The sequence below is a fragment of the Paraburkholderia sediminicola genome, from assembly GCF_046026895.1.
Taxonomy (GTDB): domain Bacteria; phylum Pseudomonadota; class Gammaproteobacteria; order Burkholderiales; family Burkholderiaceae; genus Paraburkholderia; species Paraburkholderia sediminicola_C.
The window spans coordinates 16,958-42,103 of record NZ_JAQQEU010000007.1; the positions used below are offsets into that span (position 1 = coordinate 16,958).

General features: G+C 64.5%; 22 protein-coding genes and 1 pseudogene. 10 read left to right on the plus strand and 13 right to left on the minus strand.

What is annotated here, in order from left to right:
• Positions 1–5: 5 nt before the first annotated feature.
• Positions 6–1,055, plus strand: coding sequence for a DNA-binding protein (locus tag PQR02_RS07075; protein WP_408227521.1), 1,050 nt, complete (start codon positions 6–8; stop codon positions 1,053–1,055).
• 89 nt (positions 1,056–1,144) lie between these two features.
• Here the strand turns inward: PQR02_RS07075 and PQR02_RS07080 are convergent, their stop codons facing one another.
• Positions 1,145–1,303: a hypothetical protein gene (locus PQR02_RS07080; protein ID WP_408227524.1), complete on the minus strand. Its 159-nt coding sequence runs from the start codon at positions 1,301–1,303 to the stop codon at positions 1,145–1,147.
• Between the two features lie 90 nt (positions 1,304–1,393).
• Positions 1,394–1,780, minus strand: a complete 387-nt coding sequence (locus PQR02_RS07085; protein WP_408227527.1) for a MarR family winged helix-turn-helix transcriptional regulator — start codon at positions 1,778–1,780, stop codon at positions 1,394–1,396.
• Between the two features lie 219 nt (positions 1,781–1,999).
• Here PQR02_RS07085 and PQR02_RS07090 point away from each other — a divergent pair.
• Together PQR02_RS07090 and PQR02_RS07095 are read left to right on the plus strand one after the other, a co-directional pair.
• Positions 2,000–2,708 (plus strand): annotated as a pseudogene (locus PQR02_RS07090) (FMN-dependent NADH-azoreductase).
• A gap of 4 nt (positions 2,709–2,712) precedes the next feature.
• On the plus strand, positions 2,713–3,144 hold the full coding sequence (locus PQR02_RS07095) for a cupin domain-containing protein (protein ID WP_408227530.1): 432 nt from the start codon (positions 2,713–2,715) through the stop codon (positions 3,142–3,144).
• Between the two features lie 161 nt (positions 3,145–3,305).
• Here the strand turns inward: PQR02_RS07095 and PQR02_RS07100 are convergent, their stop codons facing one another.
• Entirely contained in the window at positions 3,306–3,632 is a 327-nt protein-coding gene (locus tag PQR02_RS07100; RefSeq protein WP_408227919.1) for a hypothetical protein, read from the minus strand.
• Positions 3,633–4,095: 463 nt separating this feature from the next.
• On the opposite strand from PQR02_RS07100, the gene PQR02_RS07105 reads away from it, so the two are divergent.
• Positions 4,096–5,448, plus strand: a complete 1,353-nt coding sequence (locus tag PQR02_RS07105) for an MFS transporter (protein ID WP_408227533.1) — start codon at positions 4,096–4,098, stop codon at positions 5,446–5,448.
• Positions 5,449–5,796: 348 nt separating this feature from the next.
• Here PQR02_RS07105 and PQR02_RS07110 read toward each other — a convergent pair whose 3' ends face one another.
• Positions 5,797–8,316, minus strand: a complete 2,520-nt coding sequence (locus tag PQR02_RS07110; protein ID WP_408227536.1) for a penicillin-binding protein 1A — start codon at positions 8,314–8,316, stop codon at positions 5,797–5,799.
• A gap of 149 nt (positions 8,317–8,465) precedes the next feature.
• Between PQR02_RS07110 and fabV the strand changes: the two genes are divergently transcribed.
• Positions 8,466–9,662 carry an enoyl-ACP reductase FabV gene (fabV, locus tag PQR02_RS07115; protein ID WP_408227539.1) on the plus strand — a complete coding sequence of 399 codons (1,197 nt, stop codon included), beginning with the start codon at positions 8,466–8,468 and terminating at the stop codon, positions 9,660–9,662.
• A gap of 473 nt (positions 9,663–10,135) precedes the next feature.
• On the opposite strand, the gene PQR02_RS07120 is transcribed toward fabV, so the two are convergent.
• The 3 genes from PQR02_RS07120 to PQR02_RS07130 all read right to left on the minus strand — a co-directional run bounded on the left by PQR02_RS07120 (position 10,136) and on the right by PQR02_RS07130 (position 12,269).
• The gene (locus PQR02_RS07120) at positions 10,136–10,480 is read right to left on the minus strand and encodes a hypothetical protein (protein ID WP_408227542.1); all 345 of its coding nucleotides are present in this window, start codon (positions 10,478–10,480) and stop codon (positions 10,136–10,138) included.
• A 151-nt stretch (positions 10,481–10,631) separates the two neighbouring features.
• A complete protein-coding gene (locus tag PQR02_RS07125; RefSeq protein ID WP_408227545.1) occupies positions 10,632–11,255 on the minus strand; it encodes a glutathione S-transferase family protein in 624 nt (207 codons plus the stop codon).
• Positions 11,256–11,363: 108 nt separating this feature from the next.
• A complete protein-coding gene (locus PQR02_RS07130; protein WP_408227548.1) occupies positions 11,364–12,269 on the minus strand; it encodes a LysR family transcriptional regulator in 906 nt (301 codons plus the stop codon).
• Between the two features lie 145 nt (positions 12,270–12,414).
• Between PQR02_RS07130 and tam the strand changes: the two genes are divergently transcribed.
• A complete protein-coding gene (gene tam / locus PQR02_RS07135; protein WP_408227550.1) occupies positions 12,415–13,191 on the plus strand; it encodes a trans-aconitate 2-methyltransferase in 777 nt (258 codons plus the stop codon).
• Between the two features lie 170 nt (positions 13,192–13,361).
• Entirely contained in the window at positions 13,362–13,727 is a 366-nt protein-coding gene (locus tag PQR02_RS07140; RefSeq protein WP_408227553.1) for a hypothetical protein, read from the plus strand.
• Between the two features lie 29 nt (positions 13,728–13,756).
• Here PQR02_RS07140 and PQR02_RS07145 read toward each other — a convergent pair whose 3' ends face one another.
• The 3 genes from PQR02_RS07145 to PQR02_RS07155 all read right to left on the minus strand — a co-directional run bounded on the left by PQR02_RS07145 (position 13,757) and on the right by PQR02_RS07155 (position 17,767).
• Complete coding sequence (locus PQR02_RS07145) at positions 13,757–14,971, minus strand: porin (protein WP_408227556.1); 1,215 nt, start codon at positions 14,969–14,971, stop codon at positions 13,757–13,759.
• A gap of 53 nt (positions 14,972–15,024) precedes the next feature.
• Complete coding sequence (locus tag PQR02_RS07150) at positions 15,025–16,476, minus strand: APC family permease (protein ID WP_408227559.1); 1,452 nt, start codon at positions 16,474–16,476, stop codon at positions 15,025–15,027.
• A gap of 283 nt (positions 16,477–16,759) precedes the next feature.
• The gene (locus PQR02_RS07155) at positions 16,760–17,767 is read right to left on the minus strand and encodes an AraC family transcriptional regulator (protein WP_408227562.1); all 1,008 of its coding nucleotides are present in this window, start codon (positions 17,765–17,767) and stop codon (positions 16,760–16,762) included.
• Positions 17,768–17,969: 202 nt separating this feature from the next.
• Here PQR02_RS07155 and PQR02_RS07160 point away from each other — a divergent pair, with 202 nt between their 5' ends.
• Genes PQR02_RS07160 through styD form a run of 3 tightly spaced genes read left to right on the plus strand, consistent with a single transcriptional unit; the run spans position 17,970 to position 22,484 of the window.
• Positions 17,970–19,955, plus strand: a complete 1,986-nt coding sequence (locus PQR02_RS07160) for a primary-amine oxidase (protein WP_408227565.1) — start codon at positions 17,970–17,972, stop codon at positions 19,953–19,955.
• A complete protein-coding gene (locus tag PQR02_RS07165; protein WP_408227568.1) occupies positions 19,936–20,961 on the plus strand; it encodes an MFS transporter in 1,026 nt (341 codons plus the stop codon). Before PQR02_RS07160 ends, PQR02_RS07165 begins: the two co-directional genes overlap by 20 nt.
• Positions 20,962–21,005: 44 nt before the next feature.
• On the plus strand, positions 21,006–22,484 hold the full coding sequence (gene styD, locus PQR02_RS07170; RefSeq protein ID WP_408227571.1) for a phenylacetaldehyde dehydrogenase StyD: 1,479 nt from the start codon (positions 21,006–21,008) through the stop codon (positions 22,482–22,484).
• A gap of 125 nt (positions 22,485–22,609) precedes the next feature.
• On the opposite strand, the gene PQR02_RS07175 is transcribed toward styD, so the two are convergent.
• From PQR02_RS07175 to PQR02_RS07185, 3 genes are all read right to left on the minus strand, one after another.
• Positions 22,610–22,975, minus strand: coding sequence for an ArsR/SmtB family transcription factor (locus tag PQR02_RS07175; protein WP_408227574.1), 366 nt, complete (start codon positions 22,973–22,975; stop codon positions 22,610–22,612).
• Positions 22,959–23,420 (minus strand): SRPBCC family protein, encoded by a 462-nt coding sequence (locus PQR02_RS07180; protein ID WP_408227577.1) that lies wholly within the window; start codon positions 23,418–23,420, stop codon positions 22,959–22,961. The genes PQR02_RS07175 and PQR02_RS07180 overlap by 17 nt, the downstream gene beginning before the upstream one ends.
• Before the next feature lie 290 nt (positions 23,421–23,710).
• Complete coding sequence (locus PQR02_RS07185) at positions 23,711–25,078, minus strand: MFS transporter (RefSeq protein ID WP_408227580.1); 1,368 nt, start codon at positions 25,076–25,078, stop codon at positions 23,711–23,713.
• Positions 25,079–25,146 lie beyond the last annotated feature (68 nt).

Here is a 25,146-nt window from a genome sequence, read left to right on the forward strand (position 1 = left end):
CACCCATGACACTCGAATCCGACATTGAAGCCGTCCGCGAACACGCGTCGGACACGCAGGCGTTGTATCGCGAGGTTTGTGCGCTGATGTTTTTCCGTTATGGCGAAACCCCGACCGCGAATCGTCTGTATCAACTGGTGCGCAAAGGCAGCATGAGCGCGCCGGCCAAGGCGTTGCGCGATTTCTGGGTCGAGGTGCGCGAAAAGACGCGGGTCGACGTTGGACGTCCGGACTTGCCGCCCGAAGTCGCCACGGCGGCCGGTGCGCTGGCGGCCAATCTCTGGCGCCTGTCGAGTGACGCCGCGACCGCCGCGTTGGACGTGTTCAGGCAGGATGCACAGGCGCAGATCGCCAATGCTCGCCAGCAGGCGCGGCAGTGGGAAGCGCAACGCGACGACGCGTCGCTGAAAGCCGAACACGCGGCGAGCACTGCCGCCGCGCTCGGCCAGCAGATTTGCGCGCTCGAAGCGCGCCTCGTCGAGTTGCAGACCGCAAACGAGATGCTGACCGGGCAACTGGCGGCGTCGAAAGACGAGATCACGGCGGGCGCGGTCGCGCTGGCTGACGCAAGACGCGATTTCGCCGATGAGCTGACCAAGCTGCGCCGGTCACACGATCAGAACGAGCAGCGGCTGGCCGCCGCCGAAAAACGCGCGCTGCTTGAAATCGAGAGCGAGCGGGCGGCGGCGAATCGCGTGCGCAAGGAGCTTCATGCCGCCAATGAGAGGATCGCGCTGCTGGAGACGGAACATCGCTCGGAACGCGACGCGCTGCGCGATGGGCTCGCTACTGCGAAGGCTGAACTCGCCGCGTCGACGGCACGATGTGCGGCGATCGACGCGCAACTGGCGCGGAAGGACGCGTTGCTCGCCGAGCGGCTGGCATCCACCGAACTGCTTCGGCAGCGTCTCGAAACGATGTCACGGCGACTGGAGATAGCGCGGACCGAACCGGCATCGGTGCGCCCGGCTCGCCGTTCCCGTTCGACTGCCGAGTCTCCTGGCCGCGCGTCGATTGATTTTTCGGGCAGCCCGTTCGTCAGACGCAAGCGGTGAGTTTCGCTGCCGCAGCCGGAAATCAGGGCCGTCAGTTGCGCGTCGCCGAAGTGGTCCGCCTGATCGACCACGGGCCAATGGCCGTGGTCCTATGCAATGCTTTGTTGAGTCGCGTAGGTCTGCGGGTGCGCCATCGGCTTGTCGCTCCAGATGCCGACGTTCGCGATCCAGCTGCCTGCCCGATTAACTGCGATCTTATTTTCTGATCTATCAGATAACTGGGTGAAAAAATCGCGGCCGGCATCCACTGCGCTGTCCGTCCGCGTGCGCGTTCGTTCACGTTGCGCCTACTCCGCGAGAAACTTGTTCAGCAAGCGGCGCAATTCTTCGAATTCGGCTTAAGTAAATTTTTTCAGACGCCGGTTCAGCACCGCCGGCGCGATCTGCGGAAGCTGCGCGGCGACCGCTTCGCCCTCCTTCGTCAGCTTCAGATTGACGACGCGGCGGTCCTCGATGTTGCGCGAGCGCGCCAGCAAACCCCGCGTTTCCAGCTTGTCGAGCATGCGTGTCATCAGGCCGGTGTCGATGCCGAGGAGCTTCGACAATTCGAACGGCGTGGTGGCGACGCCCCGCCGCATGGACAGCAGAATGCCCATCTGCTGGCTGGTGATGTCGAGCTCCTTGAGCGCGGCATCCATCTCGGTTACGAGCAGGTTGCGCGCTTTGTTGATCGAGAAGCCCACGCTCTGGGTCAGGCTGAAACTGTCGGGCGAGTAGTGGTTCATCGCGAATCTCCGGGTCGATGAGCGGAACTTTATCTGCAAAGTCAGATAAAGCCGAAAGATCGGTTCCGGCAGTTCGGTGTTGCATGGCGCGCCCTATTCCGAGGCTTTCGGGCCGCGCTGAAGTGGTTACCTCAAATCAGCAAAAATCGGTCATTTGATAAAGCCAGTCGAGCGTTTAATCTGCTTTCAGTCTAAAACGGTACCGCAAGAACGCAAATCATGAAGATCATGCACGTCGACGCCAGCGCGAAACGCGAGCGCTCCAACTCCCGCGCATTGAGCCGCTATTTTGTGGAACGTCTGCGCGAGGCGCGCGTGGACATCGAAGTGGACTACCTGGAGGTCACGGTCGATACCCCGCCGCACGTCAGCGAAGCGTTCGCGATTGCGACCTACACGCCCGCGCAGGAACGCACGGCGGCGATGAAGGCGACGCTGGCGTCGTCGGGTGCGCTGTGCGAGCGCCTGCTCGCCGCCGACGCGCTGGTGTTCGCAATGCCGATGTATAACTGGTCGATGCCTTCCGCGTTCAAGGCGTTCATCGATAGCGTCACGCGCACCGGCCTGACCTACGTGAATTCGGACGACGGCCGCGTCGTCGGGCAACTCGTACGGCAGAAGGTGCTGTTCATCACGAGCCGCGGGGCGGACCTGCGCGCGGGCTCGCCCTACGAGTCGATGGACGCGCTCACGCCGGCGCTGAAAGCGGCATTCGGGTTTCTCGGCGTCGCCGACGCCGACCTTCGTCGATGCGCAACCGCTGCAGTTTGCGAACCGCGAGGCGCGCGCCGAAGCGCTCGAACGGGCGCGCGCGGAACTGGGCGGGGTGGCGGCGAACTGGGCGAGTTGGGCGAAGCGCATTCCGCGCGCCTCCATTGCGACCACCGTCGATACGAACCATGAAGTCATCACGCTTGCTCAGGAGTAACGAGATGAATATCCGCACTCTTATCGCCGCTGCAACGTTGGCGGGATTGTCGATCACCGGAGCTTCGCAGTGCGCGTTCGCCGCCGACGCCACCGCCGCGCGCGAAACGGTCACGCCGGCTTTCGCGGAAGCGATCGCGAACGTGCCGGGCAAGACGATGACCGCGCTGGTGGTCGACTACGCGCCGGGCGGCAAGTCGCCGTCGCATCGGCATGGACAGGCTTTTGTGGTTGGCTACGTGCTGTCGGGGGCGATCCGCAGCCGCGTCAACGATGGCGAGGAACGCGTCTATCACTCGGGCGAACACTGGACCGAGAAGCCCGGCGTCCATCACACGGTCAGCGAAAACGCGAGCGCTACCGAACCGGCGAAGTTGCTAGCCATCTTCGTGGCGGATACGAAAGACAGGAACCTCGTGACGTTCGACAAGAAGTGATCGCGCGGGAGTGGCCGTCAATACCGGCCACGCAGGCGCCCGGCGCGGACGATGTGCCGGCGCTGCTTGCCGGCGTCGTTGCAAGCGGAGCGCGCCGGCTCGCTGCAAACGCGCATTCGTGATGGGCGGCGGACGCATTCCACGTCCCTGCCCGCTTCATGCTAGAACTTCGGATGGCATTCGAATTTGACTGACGATGCGTGCTCGGCCATCGCCTGCACGCCGCTGACGGTTTCCGTCGTCACACTGCTTTGCATGCCGCGACGCTCGCAATAGTCGCGTGCCTCGCTCACGGCGTGCTCATGCGCGCGCGCCCACGCCCACGCCATGCGCCCGCCCGCCGCGCTTGCCGCGACCGTATAGGTACCGGGTTTGTCGGCGGCGACGACGTCGGTCGTCGATGCGCATCCCGCGAGGCTCGCGCATGCGGCGACCACGGCAACGACGCCGCGCACGCGCGTCGAAAACGCCGCTCGGCTAAAGAGCATGACGGCCGCATCGTCCCGTTCGAGCATATGTTCCGAATGATGAATGACCATGTGATTACCTGCACTTTTTGAACCGATTACTAACCCGTAATTATCCGCAATCGAGTGCGTGAGATCAGTCGCTCCACTCGAAAACACTGTTGCGCGGGTTTGAACAATGCTTCGAGCGCGGCCGTGCGGGGTGGTTCACCGGTCGATCGGACCGATCTCGTGTCTTCCAATGCGTCAGCCGGAACGTCACCGGTTTGCGGCCTTGCATTGCGTCGACAGCTTCGCGAAAGACGCCATGCCGCGGCACGCTCCATGCTGCTCATCGATTCATCCGTCCGCCGCCACTCCCGCGTCCAGCATCTACCAGGCTTTCCCCGCAGCCGTTCGCAAACGCCTTTCGAAAACGCGCTCCAGCGACTAGCCTGTAACGACACCGTTCAAATGAACCGGATCCCAACCGGAGGAGACATTGATGGAACTTGAGGCACGCACCATAAAAAACGTGACGGTCCGGCTCGTGCCGTTCCTGATCCTCTGCTACTTCATCGCCTATCTGGATCGCGTCAATGTCGGCTTTGCCGCGCTGCAGATGAACAAGGCGCTCGACCTGTCGGCCAGCGCGTTCGGTTTCGGCGCGGGCATCTTCTTTATCGCGTACTTCTTCTTCGAAGTGCCGTCCAATCTTCTGCTCGAACGCTTCGGCGCGCGCCGCTGGATCGCGCGGATCATGTTCACGTGGGGCATTCTGGCCGGCGCGATGGCGTTCATCCCCGACATCTCGCGGTTCACCGGACTCTCGGCGGCGCACGTCTTTTACGGGCTGCGCATCCTGCTGGGCGTGGCGGAGGCCGGGTTCTTCCCCGGCATCATCTTCCTGCTCACCTTATGGTTCCCCGCCGCGTATCGCGGCCGCGTGGTCGGCTATTTCATGGCGGCGATTCCGCTGTCGACGGTGATCGGCGGGCCGATTTCCGGTGCGCTGCTGTCGCTGGACGGCCACGGCGGACTCGCCGGCTGGCAGTGGGTGTATCTGATCGAAGCGCTGCCCGCCGTGCTGCTGTCGTTCGTCGTGCTGTTCTATCTGACCGACAAGCCCGCCGACGCCACCTGGCTCGCCACCGAAGAGCGCGACTGGCTGGTCGCGCGCCAGAAGCAGGAGCGCGAGCATCGGGAGTCCGTGCGCGCGTTCAGCGTGAAGGAAGCGCTGATCAATCCGCGCGTGCTCGCGATCGCACTGATCTACTTCGGTGCGAACGCGACCAACTACGGGCTGAGCTTCTTCCTGCCGCAGATCGTCAAGTCGTTCGGGCTCACCAATCTGCAGACGGGGTTCGTGACGTCGCTGCCGTATGTGGTCGGCGTGATCAGCATGGTGCTGTGGGGGCGGCATTCGGACCGCAAGCTCGAACGCCGCTGGCACGTGGCGATCGCGCTGCTGGTCGCGGCCGGCGGCATCGCGGCGGCGGCCGGCCTCGACAATCCGGTGCAGAAGATGATCGCGCTGTCGATCGCCGGCTTCGGCATTTTCGGCTGCCTGCCGGTGATCTGGACCTTGCCGGCTTCTTTCCTGTCGGGCGCGGCTGCTGCGGGCGGCATCGCGGCGATCAACTCGCTCGGCAATCTGGCGGGATTCTTCGGACCGTTCGCGATGGGGTGGATCAAGGACAGCACGGGCGGCTTCGGCGCCGGGTTGCTCTGTCTGTCGGGCGCGGGGCTGGTTGGCGTCGCGGCCGTGTTGCTGCTGCATCACGATGCATCGCTTGAAGCGTCGTCGGCGGGGTTGCCCCATCCGCGCGCGCCGGGGGCTAAAGTGGCGCGATCCTAGCGGCGGGTGAAGTGAGGGCGCTGCGACGTGAGGATGGCATGACGCGGTGCGTGAGCTGGAGTCGCCACGGCGAGGAGCTAACGGCACGGTGTGCGAGCCGCGTGCGTCGCGCCGTGCGAACGCCATTGCGCGGTGCGTCAGCCAGAGCGGTCATGGCGAAGACGCAACCGCGCGCAGTGCGGGCCGCGAGGACGTCCCGGTGCGTGAGGGGGAGCAGCTACGCCATGATGGCGTAGCCGCGCGCAAACGCAGCCGGGGCAGCCACGCCGCGCACACGCGATCACGCGCAGCGCAAACCCAAGCCGCGCCCCCGCGCGCCCTCAACCGCCCCGCCCGCCTCCTCAGCCCTCAGCGCGTCGCACCGCCGTTCGCCCCACCCGCGTCGGCCGCACTACCGACATCAGGCGGCACGACATCATCCGGCGTCGGCGTCGGCGCGATGGCCGGTTCGCCGCCGCCCTGCGCTTGCCCATCGACCGCCCCGCCCGCTGCCGTCGCAGCCGACCCAGGCGCTGGCAGCAGAGGCGGCAGCGCGCGCGGCTCGATCACCGTTTCAGACCCGGCAGCCGACGCGGCGGACCCTGCCGACGCCCCGCCCCCGCCCTCGGCCGGCGCGACCGGCGCGGCCGGCGCCCTGCGCGCCGGACCGCGCGTCACCACCACCTTCTCCGGCTTGCCCGGCGCCGCCGCGAACAGCTGCTGGAACCACTCGCGCAAGCGCGCCGCGCGCCCGGCGAACCAGCCCGGCTCCTGCGTCGTATCGAACCTGACATGGCTGTCGACCAGCCTTGAACGCTGCGCGCGCTGGAAGAAATCGCCGACGATCGGCAGCGCGCTATGCGCCCCCTGCCCCCAGTAGTCGCTGCGCAACGTCACGCGGCTGTCGTTGAAGCCCACCCACGCGCCCGCCACCAGTTGCGGATGAATCAGGATGAACCAGCCGTCCGCGTTGCCCTGGGTCGTGCCCGTCTTGCCCGCGACATCGCCGCGCACGCCGAAGCGGCTGCGAATGCTCGACCCCGTGCCCCGGCTCACGACATCGCGCATCACGTCGATCAACGTACGGGCGGTGTCGGCGGGCAGTTCCTGCTGCGCCGGCGCCGGCGCGAACTCGGCCAGCACCTCGCCGTTGCGGTCCTCGATGCGCGTGACCATCACCGGCTCCACATAGCCGCCGAGATTGGCGATCGTGCCGTATGCCGACACCATCTCCTTCAGCGTGACCGGGCTCGTGCCGAGCGCGAGCGAGGGCACCGGGTCCAGTTCGCTGTCGCGCACGCCCATCGCGCGAGCGAGCCGCGCGACCTTGTTCGGGCCGACCGTCTCCATCACCTGCGCGGTGATGCGGTTGCGCGAATACGCGAGCGCGTCGCGCAGGCTGATCGCACGCGCGCTCGGCTCGTCCTCGTCGCTCGGACGCCAGACTTCGCCGCCCGCCAGCGGGATTTCGACCGGTTTGTCGACGAAAGTATCGGACGGTTTCGCCCCGGCCTCGAAAGCCGCTGCGTAGACGAACGGCTTGAAGGTCGAGCCCGGCTGACGGCGCGCCTGCTGCACGTGATCGAACGGATCCTGGCTGAAGTCGCGGCTGCCGACCCACGCCCTGATCTGGCCGCTGCGCGGGTCCATTGCGAGGAAATCCGCCTGCACCCGCGTTTTCGACTCGCAGACCGACCGCACCAGATCGCGGTCGGACGCGACGCGCTTGAGCGCGTCTTCATCGGACAGGCCCGTCTGTTTCGCGGCGCGGTAGTCCGGCGTCTCCCGCAGGAAGGTCTGCAGCAGATCCTTGTCGCCCGCGCAGCCCGCGCGCGCGCGCCACGCCGAGTTCGCAATGCCCTGCAACTGGTTGCCCTGCAGCGTGACCGCCTGAGTCGCCATGCTCTGCAGACGCGAATCGATGGTGGTGCGCACCACCAGGCCGTCGGAATAGATGTTGTAGTCGTTGCGATCGGCCCACGCCGCAAGCCACTTGCGCAGTTGCTGCGCGAAGTGCGGCGCGGGTCCGGGCGGCTCGGTCTGACGCTCGAAGTCGATGCGCAGCGCGCGGACCTTCAGCATGTCGTAAGCGGCGGGGGTCAGCTTGCCGTACTTGACCATCTGCTGGAGTACCGTGTTACGGCGCTGCAACGCGCGCTCCGGGTTGAGCACCGGGTTGTAGTAGCTGTTGCCCTTGAGCATGCCGGCGAGCGTCGCGGCTTCCAGCACGTTCAGCTCGGACGCCGATTTGTCGAAATAGGTGCGCGCGGCCATCTCGATGCCATACGCGTTGTAGAGAAACGGCACCGTGTTCAGGTAGGTCTCGAGAATCTCGTCCTTGGTGTAGAGCGCCTCGATCTTGAAGGCCGTGATCGCTTCCTTGAGCTTGCGAGTGAGCGTCGGCGCGCGGCCGATCTCGTCGGGATACAGATTGCGCGCGAGCTGCTGGGTGATGGTCGAGCCGCCCTGCCGGTCGCCGGAAAACGTATGCAGCGCGGCCGATGCCGTGCGCCGCCAGTCGAGGCCGAAATGCTGGTAGAAGCGGTGATCCTCGGTGGCGATCAGCGCGTTCACCACGTTCGGCGAGATGTCCTTGAGCTTGACCCATTCGCGGTTGGACGGCTTGAATTCGGCGAGCAGCTTGCCGTCGGCCGACAGAATCCGCGCGGGCTGCTCGATCTTCGCCTTGCGGATGTCGCCGATGCCCGGCGTGAACGGAATCAGCGCGAGCACATACAGAAGCAGCAGCACCGGCAGCGCGGCGCACGCCCACGCCACGCCGCGCCGGGTAGGATGGCGCAGGTGCCACATGGCCTGCGCGATGAGCGGATTCACGAAGGTCAGCCCTTTGTCGAGGGCCGCCAGAAACGAGGGGATGAGGCGCTTCACGCTTGCTACCGTCTGCCGGGAAAGGCGCAATCCTACCAAGATGCGCGGCGGCAGCCGAATTTTGCGGCGCGCGCGGCCAAACCGGCGCGGCGCGCCCGCGGCAATCGCGGGCCACTATAATGACGCCAAATTCCGACAAGAGGTGCTTCATGATCATCAAACCGCGCGTGCGTGGCTTCATCTGCGTTTCCACCCATCCGACCGGCTGCGCAGCCAACGTCAAGGAACAGATCGAGTACGTCGAAGCACGCGGCCCCATCGCCAATGGCCCGAAGAAAGTGCTCGTGATCGGCGCATCCACCGGCTACGGCCTGGCCGCGCGCATCAGCGCCGCGTTCGGTTGCGGCGCGGACACGCTCGGCGTGTTCTTCGAGCGCGCCGGCAGCGAAACCAAGGCGGGCACCGCCGGCTGGTATAACAGCGCCGCGTTCGAGAGATTCGCCACGGAAAAGGGTCTGTACGCGACCAGCATCAATGGCGATGCGTTCTCCGACGAAGTCAAGCAGCGCACCATCGAGGTCATCAAGCGCGATCTCGGTCAGGTCGACCTGGTGGTCTACAGCCTCGCCGCGCCCAAGCGCACGCATCCGAAAAGCGGCGAAGTGTTCAGCTCGACGCTCAAGCCGATCGGCCGCGCCGTGAATCTGCGCGGCATCGACACGGACAAGGAAGTCATCAAGGAAACGGTGCTCGAACCGGCAACCCAGACCGAGATCGACCACACCGTCGCGGTGATGGGCGGCGAAGACTGGCAGATGTGGATCGACGCGCTGCTCGAAGCCGGCGTGCTCGCGGACGGCGCGAAGACCACCGCGTTCACCTATCTCGGCGAAAAGATCACGCATGACATCTACTGGAACGGCTCGATCGGCGCGGCCAAGAAAGACCTCGACCAGAAAGTGCTGGGCATCCGCGCGAAGCTCGCGGCCAAGGGCGGCGACGCGCGCGTATCGGTGCTCAAGGCGGTCGTCACGCAGGCCAGCTCCGCGATTCCGATGATGCCGCTGTATCTGTCGCTGCTCTTCAAGGTAATGAAGGAGAAAGGCACGCACGAAGGCTGCATCGAGCAGGTCTATGGCCTGTACAAGGAGAGCCTCTATGGCGCCGCGCCGCATCTCGACGACGAAGGCCGGCTGCGCGCGGACTACAAGGAACTCGACCCCGAAGTGCAGCAGCGCGTGCAGGTGCTGTGGAGCCAGGTGACCAACGAGAATATCTACGAACTCACCGACTTCAGCGGCTACAAGACCGATTTTCTGCGGCTCTTCGGCTTCGAGATCGCCGGCGTGGACTATGACGCGGACGTCAATCCCGACGTGCAGATTCCGAAGCTCGTGCAGGTTTGAGGGGGTGCGGCGGCGGGCAAGTCTCGCGCGGGTTTGTCGCTTGACGGCGCAGTTCGCGTCGCGTTGACGGGCTGCCGCAACTCACAGCGCAAGTCGCGAAGGCGTGCGTGCGCTGACATTCGAAACAGCCGAAGCCACGCTGTGGCGGCTCGTGCAGCGCTACACGGGCCAAGTCGGATCCCGGCGCGGCGTGAAGGCCGAGGAATTGTCGGCGAGCCCGCCGGTCATCGGATGCTCGGGCTGGAGCGCCTTGCTGCTGTCGCGAGCGCTGCAAGCGCAAAACGAGGCGGCCGGGGGCACCCTCTTCGCCGCCGAAGACATCGATGCGCTGCACAGCTGGTCCGAGCGCATCATCGGCGAGATCGGGCAGCGCACGGGATTCATGCTGGAAGGAACCGCCATCACGGTGGGCCGTCGACGCATTCCGGCTGGCCGCCCGCGCCTCGGGTTAGCAGGGCCGGCGGGTCACGGGGTCAGCATGGAAACGCGCCCTGAAGCGAGCGGAGAATCGCGAGACCGATCGGAAAATCGTCCGAAATGCCCGGGTGGTTGGCGAAAAACGCGTCGAGCATCGGATAGACGGTCTGATTGCCGATGGCGAGCGTTTGCGGCGGGCAGAACAGCGGTGGACGCTTCTTCGCGATCAGGTCGCCGTTCGCCCAGCCGAGCGCGTTGATCGTGCCGGTAATGTATGCGGCGTAGACGGAGTTGTTATCCGTGTGCGCCCATTGCTTGTATTGCGAAGCCGTCATCTCGGCGCTCGCGCTCACCGTGAAAAACGCTGTCGCCAGAGCCAGCGCCAATTTCGATACCCGCATTCCTGAACCTTCAGACTGAGTCGCAAAGGCGGCCATTGTAGGTGAGTCGGCATGCCGTGCGCGCGAGCGTTGCGCGGGCATGAATCCATAAGCGCGGCGGAAGGATTTTCGCAGCCGGCACGGGCACTGCACAGCGCCCTGCGCGCACCGCTCACGGTGTGCCATTGCGGCAATACTCGCGGTAGCCTTCGCGCTCGCCAAGGCGCGCCATATACGCCGCAACCGCCGGAAATTCAGCGTGCTGAAGCGGCGTTTCGAGCCAGCGGTTGACGGACAGCGCGATCGGGATGTCCGCGAGCGAAAACGCCTGCCCCGCGATGAACGCGCCGGTCCGCGCCAGCTGCCCTTCGACGATCGCCATATGCTTCGTCCAGTTCGCGCACGACAGCGCGATCTGCTGCCGGTCCTGATGGGCCGGCGAATGCCGCACCAGCGCGAGAAACGCGTAACTCCACGAGCGATTCAGTTCGCTTGCCTGCCAGTCGATCCATTGATCGCAGCGCGCGCGCTCGCCCGGCTCGGCCGGGTAGAGCGCGTCGCCGTGATAGCGGCCCGCCAGGTAGCGGATGATCGAATTGGACTCCCACAGCACGAAGACGCCGTCGCGAATCACCGGGACCATCGCGTTCGGATTGAGCGCGCGAAATTCCGCGGTGTCCGTCGCGCGAAATCCGGAACCCCAGTCCTCCTGCTCGAAGGACAGCCCGAGTTCCGCGCAGGTCCACAGCACCTTGCGCACGTTGATGGATGACGTCTTGCCGAGTATCTGGAGCATGGGACGTGGGTGTCTCGATGGGTTGCGATGCCTGGATGAACCGGAACGGAACAGCTTGCGCGCACGGGTCCGCATGCGATCCGCGTTGCGCGGCACACGCGGTGCCCTTCAATGGTCTGCCGCTTTGAGCGTCGCCTGCTCGCCGATCATGTCGTACAGCGCCTGCGCGGCCGGCGACAGATGCGCGGTCTTGCGCGCGACCAGAACGAGCGTGCGGGACACGACCGGCTGCGTGAGTTCGATGGTGCAAACCGTAGGATACGCGCCCTTCTGAAGCGCGAGCGCCGGCACCACCGCCGCGCCGACGCCTTGCGCGACCAGCCCCACGGCGGTCGAGCTGCGCTGCACTTCGTAGAACGAGCGCAGCGCGAGGCCGCTCGTCTCCAGCGCGACATCGAGCAGCGCGCGGTTGCCGCTCACCTCGCCGGCAAAGATCAGCGGATACGCTTGCAGTTGCCGCCACGCAATCCGCCGGCGCTTCGCCAGTGCGTGATCCTGATGGCAAATCAGCACGTAACGGTCCTCCGTCAGCGGCAGGCTTGCCAGATCCGGATGGGGCTCCCCCGCGATGCTGATGCCGAATTCAACCTCCCGGCGCAGCACGGCCTCCTCCACCGCGGACGACGCGTGATCGAGAATCTTGATGCGGTTATGCGGATAACGCGTCGCATACGCCTGAAGAATGCGCGGCAGATACTGCACGCCGACGGTCGGCACGCACGCCATCGACACGTCGCCGCGGCGGGCCTCGCCCGTTTCGCGGATTTCGACCAGCGCGTCGGCGAGTTCGCCGAGCAGGCGGCGCGCCTGCGGCAAAAAACTGCGGCCGATCTCGGTCAGCGCCATCGAACGCGTGGTCCGTTCGATCAGCGTGACGCCGAGAAAAGTTTCGAGCTTGCGCAACCGCTGCGTGATCGCCGTTTGCGTGACGTGCAGCGAATCGGCCGCGCCCTGGAAGCTGCCGCGATCCGCGATGGCCACGAATGCCTGCACGCCGAGGGTGTCGATTTTCATTAGAAAAATGAAGGAATCGGAATGATAAATTCATTTTACTGCACCGGCCGGGCCGCCGAGAATGCACGCACTGGATCGGTTCGGCACGCCGTCAACACGCACGCCGACCACCGGTCCGGCTATTCAGCACACAAGGAGCAATCAGATGACAGCGACGACGGATTGGCAGGCGCAGCAGTACGTGCTGTTCGAAAACGAGCGCACGCGCCCGGTCAGGGATCTGCTGGCGGCGGTGCCGGCCACGGACGTGCGGATCGCCGTGGACCTCGGCTGCGGCCCCGGCAACTCCACCGAAACGCTGGCGGCGCACGCGCGGGGCGCGGCGATCAGCGGGCTGGACAGTTCCGCCGACATGATCGCCGCGGCCCGCCGGCGCCTGCCGCAATGCCAGTTCGACGTCGGCGATATTGCGACGTGGCAGGCCGCCGGACCGTACGACCTGATCCTCGCGAACGCGGTGATGCAATGGGTGCCCGACCATGAGCGGCTGTTTCCGTCGCTCGTGACAAAACTCGCGCCGGGCGGCAACCTCGCGGTGCAGATGCCCGACAACCTCGACGAACCCGCGCACCGTCTGCTACGCGAAGTCGCGGCGCACGGCCCGTGGGCGCATCGGCTCGCAGGCGTCGAGCGGACCATGCGCCACGGCGCCGCCTGGTACTACGGCTTGCTCAAGCCCCTGTGCGCGCGGGTCGACGTGTGGCGCACCGTCTACCATCACCCGCTCGCGGGCGGCGCCGACGCGGTGATCGAGTGGTTCAAGGGCAGCGCGCTGCGGCCGTTTCTCGCGAAGCTCGACGCGGCCGAACAATCGGCCTTTCTGCAGCGCTACCGCGACGAAATCGCTGCCGCCTATCCGGCGCTCGACGATGGCACGGTGCTGCTGCCGTTTCCGCGGCTTTTCATCGTCGCCACACGGTAGCCGCGCCAGCAGACCGGCAGGGTGCGTGTTTGTCGGCGACGCTTGCGGGGCAAGGTGCGCCAGGGTACGTAAGGAATTGCCGCGCTTGAATTTTGCGTGATATTGTTGCTGAAAGCGGAGGATGGCGGCCCGCCATCCTCACCGGGCAATTTACAGCAGCGAGCGTCGCCATGAGTGATGTACGCCAACATCTGAGTCCACGGGACCGCTTGGAGCTGTTGTGCTGGCTCACATGCGGAAGCCTTGGCGCCTATTACCTGAACGAGGACTGGCCCGACGCGGCGTTCCACGTGCAGTCCGCACACAAGTGGCTCGATCGCCGCGCCCGCGAAGCCGACTGGCTGAGCATCGCGAAGCTGTCGGCCACGGCGGTCCAGATCGCGCAGCGGCACGCCGGCTTCGTCGATACCGACTGGGCGCGCGACGCGGTCGAAGAAATCCTCGATACCGATGAACTCGACCCGCAAGCACGGCTGCTGCAGCAGGTGCTCGCGGATTGCCAGAACGCGCTGGCGGACCGGCGCCTCGCGGATTGAGGCTGGATGATTTTCCGGCTGCGGCTCGCTCAGAAATTGTGCCGCAACCCCACGATCACCGAGATCTGCTTGTCCGAGTCCGAATTGACGATATTCGGAATCTGCGCGAGATTCTCCGTCGCGCCGGTCGACGGATTGATCGCGAGCCCGGCGCCCGACGACTTCTGCCCGATCGCCACCGCGTACGCCGCCGTGCGCTTCGACAAGCTGTACACCGCCCCCAGATTCACCTGATGCACGCGCGTCGACGCACTGCCCGACGGTTTCGCGTCGTTGAAGATATAAGCGAAGCCTAGCTGCAAATCCGGCGCGAGCGCGTAGGTGGTGTTCAGCTCGGCGATATCGAACGAAATATCCGCGCCGTCGGGCCGCGCCGGACTGGCAAAGTACTGGCTCTGCGACAGCCGCGTATGCGTGTAGGTCAGCCCCACGCTCGCTTTGCCGAACGCATACGATCCCCCTGCCCCGAAAATCCGCAGCTTGCTCGCGTTCTGCAACTGGCAATACGACGCGCCCGGATTCGCGCAGCTGAAGTCGCCGATATAACCGTTGGCGCCGCCCAATGCCGCGTCGAGCGGCTGGTTCAACTCCAGATACCCCGCGCTCAGCGACAACGGCCCTTGCGCGTAATTCGCGGCGAGCGACCAACCCTTGTTGCGCGAAAAATCGCCCGCGACGCCGCCGAGACTGAACAGCCCGCCGACCGTGAAGCCGCCGAAATTCGGGCTGAGGTACTTGATCGAGTTGTTGAAGTTGAACGCTTCGTTCAGGTTGTCGACGTCGCCGACATGCGAACCGTACAGCGTCGCCCAGTTGTTGCTCGACACATACGCGCCGAGGAAATCGGAGAACGGGTCATATTGGCGGCCGAAAGTCAGCGCGCCATAACTGCCGTTGTTCAAACCGACCCACGCATTGCGGTTGAACAGCGTGTTCGATTGCAGCATCGCGCCATTGCCGATCAGCAAGCTGTTTTCCAACGTGAAGTTCACCGCGGTGCCCCCGCCGATGTCTTCGGTGCCCATCAAGCCCCAGCGCGACGGCGCCAGATTGCCGCCCGCCAGCTGGTAGTTCGCGTGCCCGTTGGTGCTGCCGTCGGCGAGCGTGGTCTGCTGGTTGTTCGTGTAGACGAGGCCGGCGTCGACCGTGCCGTACAGCGTGACCGAAGATTGCGCGTGTGCGCCCATCGCGAGGCCGAACGCAGCCAGCGCAAGCGCCGAGCGCTTGACGAATTTGTCTGCCATTTTTTTGCCGGAAAGTGAGGTGGGCTGTTTCGAGCGCGGAGTGCGCGGATCGCTTATTGGCCGAAACGTGCGTAGATGTCCGGGCGCTTCTTGCGCAGCACGAGACCGATCAGCACGCCGATCAGCGCGACGGCGAATACGATCCAGGGGAACGACTTGACGATCGGGCTATCGGAGCCGCTGAGCGCGTCGAGATTGCGCACCAGAATCGCGCCGATATACAACAGGCCGAGCCCGCCGATCAACGGCGCGATCAACGAGTGCCATACGCGCGTGTCCTTGCGCGTCTTGCGGAAGAACGCGATCACCGAAAAACTCGTCACTGCCTGCAGCATCACGACCCCGATCGTGCCGAGCGCCGAACTCCAGCTGAACACGATGTTGAACACGTCGCTGCCCGCCGCGATGAAGAGCCCGAGCAGCACGCACACGGACAGCGTTTGCAGATAGCTCGCGACGTACGGCGAGCGGTATTTGTCGTGCAGGCGGTTGAGCACTTGCGGCAGGATGCCCTCCATGCTGAGCGCGTGGATGTAACGCACCAGCGTGTTATGAAACGACAGCAAGCTAGCGAAAATACTGCTGAGAAGCAGGAAGCTCATCACCGTGGTCACCGCGCCACCCAGGTACTTGCCGGACTGAATGAACCAGAAATCGCCGGGCTGTTTGGTGGCGACGCCGACCACGTCCGCGAGACCGTAAGCGCAGACGATCGTCCACGTGATAAACGCGAAGAACACCAGGATCATCAGCACCGACACGTACGTTGCGCGCGGTACGGTCACTTTCGGATCGCGGCATTCCTTGCCGTAGATCGCGGTGGCCTCGAAGCCGATGAACGATGCAAACGCGAACATCACTGCAATGCCGAGGTGGCCGCTGAAAACATGTTGCGGCGAGAACGGCGCGAGCGTCAGACCGTTGGGGCCGCCGCCATGACTCACGATCCCGATGGCGAGCAGCAACAGGATGCCCAGTTCGAGACACATCAGCACGCCGAGCAGGCGGCTATTCAGATCGATGCCGCGAATGCCGGTGAATTGCACCACCGCCACGCAGATCAGTGAATACCCGTACCAGGGCAAAGCCGTATGTAGAAACGGCGACAGGATCACCGCGCAGAAGAATCCGAACAGCCCGTACAGCGCGATCTGGATGAAGGTGTACGACATCAGTGCGACGAGCGCGCCGGCCATGCCCAACGGCCGTCCGAGTCCGGCGGTGATGTACGCGTAGAACGCGCCGGCGCGCACCACGTGGCGGCTCATCGACGCAAAGCCCACGCTGAAAATCAGCAGCACCACGCCGGCAATCACGAACGCGCCGGGAATGCCCGCGCCATTGCCGAGGCTGATGGCGGGCGGCACCGCGCCGAGCATGCCGGTGAGCGGCGCCGCCGCGGAAATCACGAGAAACACGATCTGCCACAAGCCCAGCGTATTGCCCTTCAACTCCACGGGGTTCTCCGCGTCGACCAGATTGGTCGGCGAATAGGGTTCATTCATCGCTGCCTCTATGTTATTGGCTAGTCTGAAACTCGCCAGAACCCTTTCACTCTCAGGTCATGGCGCTCGCTTGACCGACGTCAAATGTTTCGGGCTGAACGCATGGTAGGTAGCTAAAAAATAAAACGACCTTGCGAAGCGCGCCAAATTTTCGATAAAGCGCGCCAATGCGGCGCCCACTTCGAACTCGCTGGTTCGCATGAAATACTTAGGAAGCCGGATTGGTTTTGTTCCGATGTAAACCTTGCTGCGCGGGGCTTTCGGAATGAAAGGTAGTGGACCGCTAGCGTGCGCGATTATTTTTCCAGTTGCGCATGGCGCGCCACAACACCGTCGCGTCGGCATAACCGACCGCGCGCGCGATCGCCGCATTGGTGAGCCCGTCGCGTTCGAGCAACCCTTCGACACTGCGTTGGCGCTCCTCGCGCAGAATCTGCCGGACGGACGTGCCCTCTTGCGCGAGATGCCGTTGCAACGAGCGATGCGACAGCCCGAGGTCTTTCGCAATGTCGGCGACGATCAGCTTTTCATGCGCGAGCCGCCGCGCGATCAGATCGCGAACCTGCTCGACGATGCTGTGCGGCACCGCATCGCTCGCGATCAGATCGGTCGCGTGGCGCTCCATCATGCGCGCCATTTGCGTGTCGGCGCTTTTGAGCGACGCGTCGAGATCTTGCGGACGCAGGATCACGCCGTTGAAAGGTTGTTGGAACCGCACCGGCACGCGAAAGATCCGCGCATACGGCTTGAGATCCGCCGGCGCGGCGTGCTCGAAATGCACTTCGACCGGATTCCATGCCGCGCCGCGCACGAGCCGGATCATGTTGCACATCGTAGACAGGCTGTATTCCGCATCCTGGCGACGCGGCCAGATTTGCGCGCTGGTGATCCGGTAAGTCCAGATCGGCCATTCTTCGTCGCGCAGCACTTCGCAGCTCGTGCTGCTCTGCCACGACGCAAGCGCGAGCGAGAACTTGCGCATCGCCGAATTCAGCGTCTGTGACGAAAGAAACACGAGGCCCGCCGGTCCGAGTTCCGTCAATTGCAATTCGCTGCCCAGGCGCAAGCCTAGCGACGCTTCTTCAAGCAATTCCGCCGCACGCTCGAATGCCGCCACATAACGCGTGAGCGGCAGGATTTCATAGGGATTGGACAGCAGCCGCCGGCTCATCCCGAACGCTTCCAGCAGCGAGTCGCAATCTGCGCCCGATTGATCGAGTGCGCGCACCACCGGTCCCATCACCGCCGCTCGAATCATCGGGAAACTGCCATTGAGCGTGACTTTTTTCATGTTGAGCGTCTCCTCTCCAGTCTGCGCTGTCGTGTTGCCCGAGTCGTTTCCTCTGGCGCACTTTATCGCCCAATTGGCGCGATAAGCAAGCGCGAAAATATTATTGGGTTCCTACGATTTGCCATCGACTCAGCGTGCACCGCGCGTCATCGAGGTTCAGAAGCACGCTGTGCGGTCCAGCAAACGTCCTTACGGGAATCTTATGAATACGAATGCCACGAAAGCTGCTCACGTCCCCGTTCATCCGCTCGATCCGCTGAGCGGCGAAGAAATGCAGCTTGCCTGCGATCTCGTGAAGGCCGCCGAACAACTCGATTCGCACGCCCGCTTTCCGATGGTCGAATTGCGCGAGCCGCCGAAAGCCGAAGTGGTCGCGTTCAAGAGGGGTTCGTATTTTTCGCGCACGGCCTTCGTGCTGGCGATCGACCGGTCGAATGGCGCGACGATCGAATTCGACGTGGACCTGAGAGAAAAACGCATCGCGTCGCGCCGTGTGCTGCCGTTCGATCAGGCGCCTTACGGCCAGCCGCCGATCATGATCGACGACTTCATGAACGCCGAGCAGATCGTCAAGAACGACGAAGCATGGCGCGTGGCCGTGATGAAGCGCGGCCTCAGCGAGCGAGACCTGGAGCGCGTGCAGGTCGATCCGTTCTCGGCCGGCTGCTTCGACCGCGACAACGAAAACGGCCGCCGTCTCGTGCGTTGTGTGAGCTACTACCGCGAGACCCTGACCGACAACGGTTACGCGCACCCGATCGAAGGCGTGCTCGCGGTGGTCGATCTGCTCGAAAGGAAAGTGATCGAACTGATCGACGACGGCCGCGTCATTCCGATTCCGCGCGCCAAGCACAACTACGATACGCCGAGCCTCGGCGAGCCGCGCGGCACGCTCAAGCCGCTGTCGATCAATCAGCCTGATGGCCCGAGCTTCAACATCGATGGCTGGCACGTGAGCTGGCAGAACTGGACTTTCCGCATCGGCTTCACGCCGCGCGAAGGACTCGTGCTGCATCAGCTGTCGTGGGACGACGGCAAGAGCGCGCGGCCGATCATCTACCGGGCGAGCGTCACGGAAATGTGCGTGCCCTACTCCGACCCGACCACCAACCACTACTGGAAAAGCGCATTCGACGCCGGCGAATACGGTCTCGGCAAGCTCGCGAACCAGCTCGAACTCGGTTGCGATTGCCTCGGCACGATCCGCTATTTCGACATTCCGTCCGCCGACGATTTCGGCAATGCGTTCGTGATGAAGAACGCCGTGTGCATGCACGAAGAGGACTACGGCACGCTGTGGAAGCACTATGAATTCCGCACCGGCGTGTTCGAAATGCGCCGCTCGCGCCGGCTCGTGATTTCGTTCTTCGCGACGGTCGGCAATTACGACTATGGCTTCTACTGGTATCTGTATCAGGACGGCACGATCCAGCTCGAATGCAAGCTGACCGGCATCGTGCAAACCTCGGCGGTGGCCGATGGCGAGTCGTATCCGTGGGGCGGCATGATCACGGACAACCTGGGCGGCCCGACCCATCAGCACTTCTTCAACGCGCGCATGCACATGATGGTCGACGGCGAGCGCAACACGGTCACGGAGCACGAATTCGTGCCGCGTCCGATGGGCGATACGAATCCGTACGGCAACGTGTTCGATACGACGAAGCGCGTGTTGAAGACGGAAAGCGAAGCCGCACGGCTCGCGAACGGCAGCACGGGACGCTACTGGAAAGTGAGCAACCCGAACGTGAAGAACGCAGTCGGTGCCAATCCGGGCTACAAGCTGGTCGTCAACGACTCGCCGCTGATGCTGGCCGACGAGCGTTCGAAGGTCCGTCAACGCGGCGGCTTCGCGACGCGCCACGTCTGGGTCACGCCGTTCGATCCGGCCGAGCGCTATGCGAGCGGCGACTATCCGAACCAGCATTCGGGCGGCGACGGCTTGCCGCGTTATGTCGAGGCGAACCGCAACATCGAGAATCAGGACCTCGTGTTGTGGCACAGCTTCGGCCACACGCATGTGTGCAAGCCCGAGGACTTCCCGGTGATGCCGGTGGAGTACGCCGGGTTCATGCTGAAGCCGAACAACTTCTTCTCGGGCAACCCGACGATGGACCTGCCGGCCGAGCGCGATCTGAACAGCGTCGAAGATGGCAAGTCCGCGGATCATGGCTGCTGCAAGCACTGACCCGGCGATGCGCGGCGCGCAACGCATGAGCACGGCGGCGAGCGTGGTTGCCGTGTGCGCGGCGGGCTCCGCCTGCGCGCTCATTGCGAGCGGCAGCGCTGCGCTGTCGATGCGAGCCGGCCTTGGTCAGCATGCGAGTTCGCTGTGGATGAGCGCGCTGGCGCTGGCGGCGATGACGAGCGTGCCGCTCCTGATGGCGCGCCCGGCGAGCCGGCACATGACGCTCGCGAGCGCTGCCACGCTGATCGTGACGATGAGCGCGATGAACGCATTGCCCGCGTATCTGAACGGTATGCAGCACGGCGGCGTCGTGGCTGCATTGATGGTCGCGGTCGGCGGCGCACTGCTGTGTTACTGGCGTCGCGCGTGTGCTTGCACCGCCAGCACGCGTGGCCATCCGGACATGCAGATCGAAGCGACTCGCCCTGTCGGCGCCGCCGCCCTGCTCGCGTTGTTCGCGGGACTGTCGAGCGGCACGCTCGCGCGCTTCCAGTTGTATGCGCTGTGCGGTTCGAGCGGCGCGCAATCGTGCTGGCAGATCGCGCTGTCGTTGATCGCGGTCTGCGCGTTGGCCTGCCTCGTCGACCGTTCGCGCAGCAGCAACAACAACAGCATGATGATCACTTTGTACATCGCGCGTGCTGCGTTGATCGGCGCACTCGCGACGCTGGACGATCCCGCGCTTGCCCCGCTCGCGGCCACGTTCTTTCTGCTGCTCGACTGCGTGACGATTCCGGCGCTCGCGACCCTGCGCGGCGGCTCGCAGCGCGTACTGAGCGCGAGTTGTCCCGGCATCGCGCATCACCTTGGCATGGTGACAGGCGCGGCGCTCGCGACGACACCCTACTTTTTCAACGACGGATTCGTCGTGCTGTTTGCACTGAGCGCGGCGGCGAACCTGATATGCGCGGCGTCGCTAGCCACCCATCGGCGCGCGAGGAAAACGCCGCGTCGCGTCGCCCAGCTTGACCACCGCTTTCACCGCCCGGCCCACTCTTCCAGCTAGCGCCACGCCGGTCTCACCCCAACACTCAACGGAGACGAAACACCATGAGCGAACACCACCTCGCAGCGGCGCTGCCGCAGACCATGTTCATCAACGGAGAGAAAACCCGCAGCGCCGCGGGCACAACCTTTCCGGTGTACAACCCGGCCACATCGGAAGAACTCGCGCAGATTCCCGACGCGTCGGAGTCGGACGTCGATCATGCAGTGAGAACATCGAAGGCCGCCTTCGAATCCGACACGTGGCGCAGAATGCCGCCGGCCGCCCGCGAGCGTTTGCTGCTCAAGCTGGCCGACCTCGTCGAACAGCACGCCGACGAACTCGCGACGCTGGAAACCCTGAACCAGGGCAAGCTGATCGGCTTCTCGAAGATGCTCGAAGTGACGGGCAGCGTGCAGTGGTTGCGCTACATGGCCGGTTGGGCCACCAAAGTCGAAGGAACCACTTTCGATCTGTCGATTCCGTTTCCGCCGGGCACGCGCTACAACGCGTCGACGCGGCGCGTGCCGGCCGGCGTGGTGGCCGCGATCGTGCCGTGGAATTTCCCGCTGCTGATGGCCGTATGGAAGATCGCGCCCGCGCTCGCGTGCGGCTGCGCCGTGGTGCTCAAGCCCGCGGAAGAAACGCCGCTGACCGCGATCCGTCTTGCCGAACTCGCGCATCAAGCAGGCTTCCCGGCCGGCGTATTCAACGTGATCACCGGCCGTGGCGAAACTGCTGGCGCGGCGCTGGTCAAGCATCCGTTGGTGAACAAGGTCACCTTCACGGGATCGACCGAAGTGGGCCGCATCATCGGCCGTCAATGCGCCGACGATCTGAAACGCGCGTCGCTGGAACTCGGCGGCAAGAGCCCGGTGATCGTGCTCGACGACTGCGACCCGCGCAAGGCGATCGAAGGCGCGGCTGGCGCGATCTTCTTCAATCACGGCCAGGTGTGCACGGCGGGCTCGCGTCTCTATGTCGCGCGCTCGATCTACGACGAAGTCGTGCAAGGCATCGCCGCCGTAGCCGACAGCATCGCGCTCGGTTCGGGCTTCGATGCGGCGACGCAGATGGGACCGATGGTCTCCGCGCGGCATCGCGACAAGGTGGTCGGCATGGTCGCGCAAGGCGGCCAGGAAGGCGGCGAAATTCTGTCGCGCGAGGCGCGCGTGGACGGCGACGGCTACTTCGTGCGTCCCACCGTGATTGCCAACCGCGCAGGCAAGCCGCTGACGGTGGTCAAGGAAGAGGTGTTCGGTCCGGTGCTCGTCGCGATGCCTTATGACGAGCTGGATGAAGTGCTGACCCTCGCGAACGCGTCCGAATACGGACTCGGTGCCAGCGTGTGGACGAACCAGCTCGACAAGGCACTGCGTCTCGTCGATGGGATCGAAGCGGGCACGGTGTGGGTCAACACGCACAACATGGTGGACCCGGCGATGCCGTTCGGCGGCTTCAAGGCATCGGGAATCGGCCGCGAACATGGGAAGGCGATCATCGACGCTTATACGGAAAGCAAGTCGGTGTGTATCGCGTATTGATGGACTGACGATCAGTTGCACATGAGCGGGCTGGCGCTGTTGAAGGCGCGAGCCCCCGTGTTCAACGCACCATGCGCTCACGTTCCGCAAGTCAGCGACCCGGCTCAACGCATGCAACGCGTCACTCACTCCTCCACCATCGCCTTCAACCTCGACAACGCCTGATCCCACTGCTGCGAGATCGCATCGAGCGCGCGGCGCGCTTCGTCGACGTGCGCCGGCTCGAACGCCCACAAGCGCTCACGCCCCACCTTCACGTCACGCACGAGCCCCGCGTTGGCGAGCACCTGCAGATGCTGGGTCACGGACTGCCGCGTGATCGCCGTGCCCGCGGTCAATTGAGCGATCGACATCGCGCTGCCCGCGCACAAAACCGCGATCAGGCGCAGCCGTGTCTCGTCGCCGAGCGCCGCGAAAACCGGTGCGGCGCTTCGCAGCACGGACGCCTTCAGACCCGTGCTTGCCGAAGCCGTTCTAACCCTTGGCGACATGCTGTTCGATGTTGACCAGCTGATGTTCCCATCCGCCGGTGTTCATGCGGAAGGCTTCATCGCGGCGCGCGGCGGGGATCCGGTCGAAACCCGATTCGACGACGCGCAGCAACGTGCCCCCGTCAACCTCGCTCAGTTCGAACTCGACCAGCGTGGTCGGCTCCGGCGAGTAGTCGACCGACGCATCGATCGCGGCAGGATGCCAGCGCCACGACATATGATGCTCGGGCTCGACGCGCTCGATCTGCAGGTCGATGACGAGATGCTCATAGCCGGGATAGGTCAGATTGCCTTGCACGGTCTTGCCGGCGATGAACTGCTTGCCGGTCAGATTCATGCCGAACCATTTGCCGAATTCCTCGGCACTGGACAACGCGCGCCAGACCCGCGAGCGTGGCGCCTTGAGCAGAATCTGCTTTTCGATACGATCGGTCGATGGGTTCATATGCAGCCTCCTGACTGCATATTAGAAACGTTGTTCACAACATGCAAGTATTTGCCTGCCTATTTTCATAACGGCTTTTCGTAGGATCGGTCACGGCTCGTCGTGCTCGCCAGGCTCCCGGCGAAGTCCGCGTTCGGCGCAGTCTTGTGCGCGAACTCCGCGCCGCGCAGCGCTGTGGACTCGCGTCCCTGCGCTGCGGTGGCGTCCGCGCCGTCGCCCATTCGTATGCCCGCGTCCGTCGTGAACCCACGCGCTTTCAGGTGCGGCCGTATCGCGCCGGTCTCGTGACATCATTCGGTCGCGTGCGCGTGCATCACGCCGGCATGCATCGACCACGCCATCCACGGACGGCGCAGCGCGACGATCGCGACGAACGCACAGGCGGCCAGTGCGCCGAAGGTCGCAAAGCCCATCTGATAGCTGCCCGTGCTTTCCTTCGCGATGCCCATCACGACCGGCAGATAGAAGCCGCCAATGCCGCCCGCCGCGCCGACGATACCCGACATCAGGCCCGTGCGCCCCGCCCAGCGATGCGGCACGAGTTGGAACGTAGCGCCGTTGCCCAGACCGAAGGCCACGTACAGGCACAACAGCAACGCAATGCCGCCCACGATCGAAGGCATCGCGGCAGCGAACACGAAGTCGCACAGTGAGATGATCGCGAGCAACACGGTCAGTGCGCGCACGCCGGACACCTTGTCGGCGATCAGGCCGCCGAGCGGGCGCACCATCGCGCCGGTGGCGGCGAGCAGCGCCATGAACAGACCCGCGTCGATTTTCGAAAGCTGATAGAGGTTGGTGAGCAGCAGCGAAACATACGACGACATCCCGACGAATCCACCGAACGTGATGCTGTACACCAGCATGATCACCCAGGTGTCGCGCTCACCGAGCACCGAGCGATAACGCCTGGGCAGCACCGCGATCGCCAGCAGCGCGCCGATCACCGGCAACAGCAGCACGCCGGTCTTGCCCGACCCGAACAGGCCCGCTTCGACCAGCAGCACGAGCACGATCAAACCGGCCAGCGTCACCGCGAAGCTGCCGAATGCGCGCAGCACGCTGCCCGACTTCACACCTGAGTCATTGGCCCAGCAATACAGCATGATCGCGGCGATCGCGAGCAACGGCAGCGCGCCGCCGGTGGCCATTTGCCAACCGTAGTGCGTCGCCAGTTGCGGAAACAGGAAACCGTCGAGCACCGCGCCGATATTGCCGGCCGCGGCAAGACCCAGCACCAGGCCCTGCACTTTTGGCGGATAGTTGCTGCCGGCCATCGGCAGCGCCACCGCGAAGCTCGCACCGCCGACGCCGAGGAACACGCCGAGCACCAGCAGCATTTCGTACGACGGCACCGACTGCAACAGCGGCAGCACGATGGTCGGCACCGCCGAGAGCAGCACGCCCATCAACGCAATGCGCTTGCCGTGCGCCGACTGATACAGATTGCCGAGCGTCACGCGCAGAATCGCCGCCGAGAGCACCGGCACCGCGACCAGCAAACCTTGTTGCGCGGGCGTCATCGCAATGCTCTTGCTGATGAACGGCGCGAGCGGCCCATACAGCACCCACACGGTAAAGCCGGTGTCGAAATAGAGGAAACACGCCACCAGCGCGCGCCAGTCTCCGCTCTTAAGCGAACTCATCACGTTTTTCATCAGATATCCTCACAAAACTGATTTCTCGACCATCCAGCGTTGGCACTGCGCCAGGCACCAGTCAGCCA

Bases quoted from the DNA above. Each gene is read 5' to 3' on its own strand.
- PQR02_RS07075 (WP_408227521.1), top strand. From the start codon at position 6: ATGACACTCGAATCCGACATTGAAGCCGTCCGCGAACACGCGTCGGAC.
- PQR02_RS07085 (WP_408227527.1), bottom strand. From the start codon at position 1,780: ATGAACCACTACTCGCCCGACAGTTTCAGCCTGACCCAGAGCGTGGGC.
- PQR02_RS07095 (WP_408227530.1), top strand. From the start codon at position 2,713: ATGAATATCCGCACTCTTATCGCCGCTGCAACGTTGGCGGGATTGTCG.
- PQR02_RS07100 (WP_408227919.1), bottom strand. From the start codon at position 3,632: ATGCTCTTTAGCCGAGCGGCGTTTTCGACGCGCGTGCGCGGCGTCGTT.
- PQR02_RS07105 (WP_408227533.1), top strand. From the start codon at position 4,096: ATGGAACTTGAGGCACGCACCATAAAAAACGTGACGGTCCGGCTCGTG.
- fabV (WP_408227539.1), top strand. From the start codon at position 8,466: ATGATCATCAAACCGCGCGTGCGTGGCTTCATCTGCGTTTCCACCCAT.
- PQR02_RS07120 (WP_408227542.1), bottom strand. From the start codon at position 10,480: ATGCGGGTATCGAAATTGGCGCTGGCTCTGGCGACAGCGTTTTTCACG.
- PQR02_RS07125 (WP_408227545.1), bottom strand. From the start codon at position 11,255: ATGCTCCAGATACTCGGCAAGACGTCATCCATCAACGTGCGCAAGGTG.
- PQR02_RS07130 (WP_408227548.1), bottom strand. From the start codon at position 12,269: ATGAAAATCGACACCCTCGGCGTGCAGGCATTCGTGGCCATCGCGGAT.
- tam (WP_408227550.1), top strand. From the start codon at position 12,415: ATGACAGCGACGACGGATTGGCAGGCGCAGCAGTACGTGCTGTTCGAA.
- PQR02_RS07140 (WP_408227553.1), top strand. From the start codon at position 13,362: ATGAGTGATGTACGCCAACATCTGAGTCCACGGGACCGCTTGGAGCTG.
- PQR02_RS07145 (WP_408227556.1), bottom strand. From the start codon at position 14,971: ATGGCAGACAAATTCGTCAAGCGCTCGGCGCTTGCGCTGGCTGCGTTC.
- PQR02_RS07150 (WP_408227559.1), bottom strand. From the start codon at position 16,476: ATGAATGAACCCTATTCGCCGACCAATCTGGTCGACGCGGAGAACCCC.
- PQR02_RS07155 (WP_408227562.1), bottom strand. From the start codon at position 17,767: ATGAAAAAAGTCACGCTCAATGGCAGTTTCCCGATGATTCGAGCGGCG.
- PQR02_RS07160 (WP_408227565.1), top strand. From the start codon at position 17,970: ATGAATACGAATGCCACGAAAGCTGCTCACGTCCCCGTTCATCCGCTC.
- PQR02_RS07165 (WP_408227568.1), top strand. From the start codon at position 19,936: ATGGCTGCTGCAAGCACTGACCCGGCGATGCGCGGCGCGCAACGCATG.
- styD (WP_408227571.1), top strand. From the start codon at position 21,006: ATGAGCGAACACCACCTCGCAGCGGCGCTGCCGCAGACCATGTTCATC.
- PQR02_RS07175 (WP_408227574.1), bottom strand. From the start codon at position 22,975: ATGTCGCCAAGGGTTAGAACGGCTTCGGCAAGCACGGGTCTGAAGGCG.
- PQR02_RS07180 (WP_408227577.1), bottom strand. From the start codon at position 23,420: ATGAACCCATCGACCGATCGTATCGAAAAGCAGATTCTGCTCAAGGCG.
- PQR02_RS07185 (WP_408227580.1), bottom strand. From the start codon at position 25,078: ATGAAAAACGTGATGAGTTCGCTTAAGAGCGGAGACTGGCGCGCGCTG.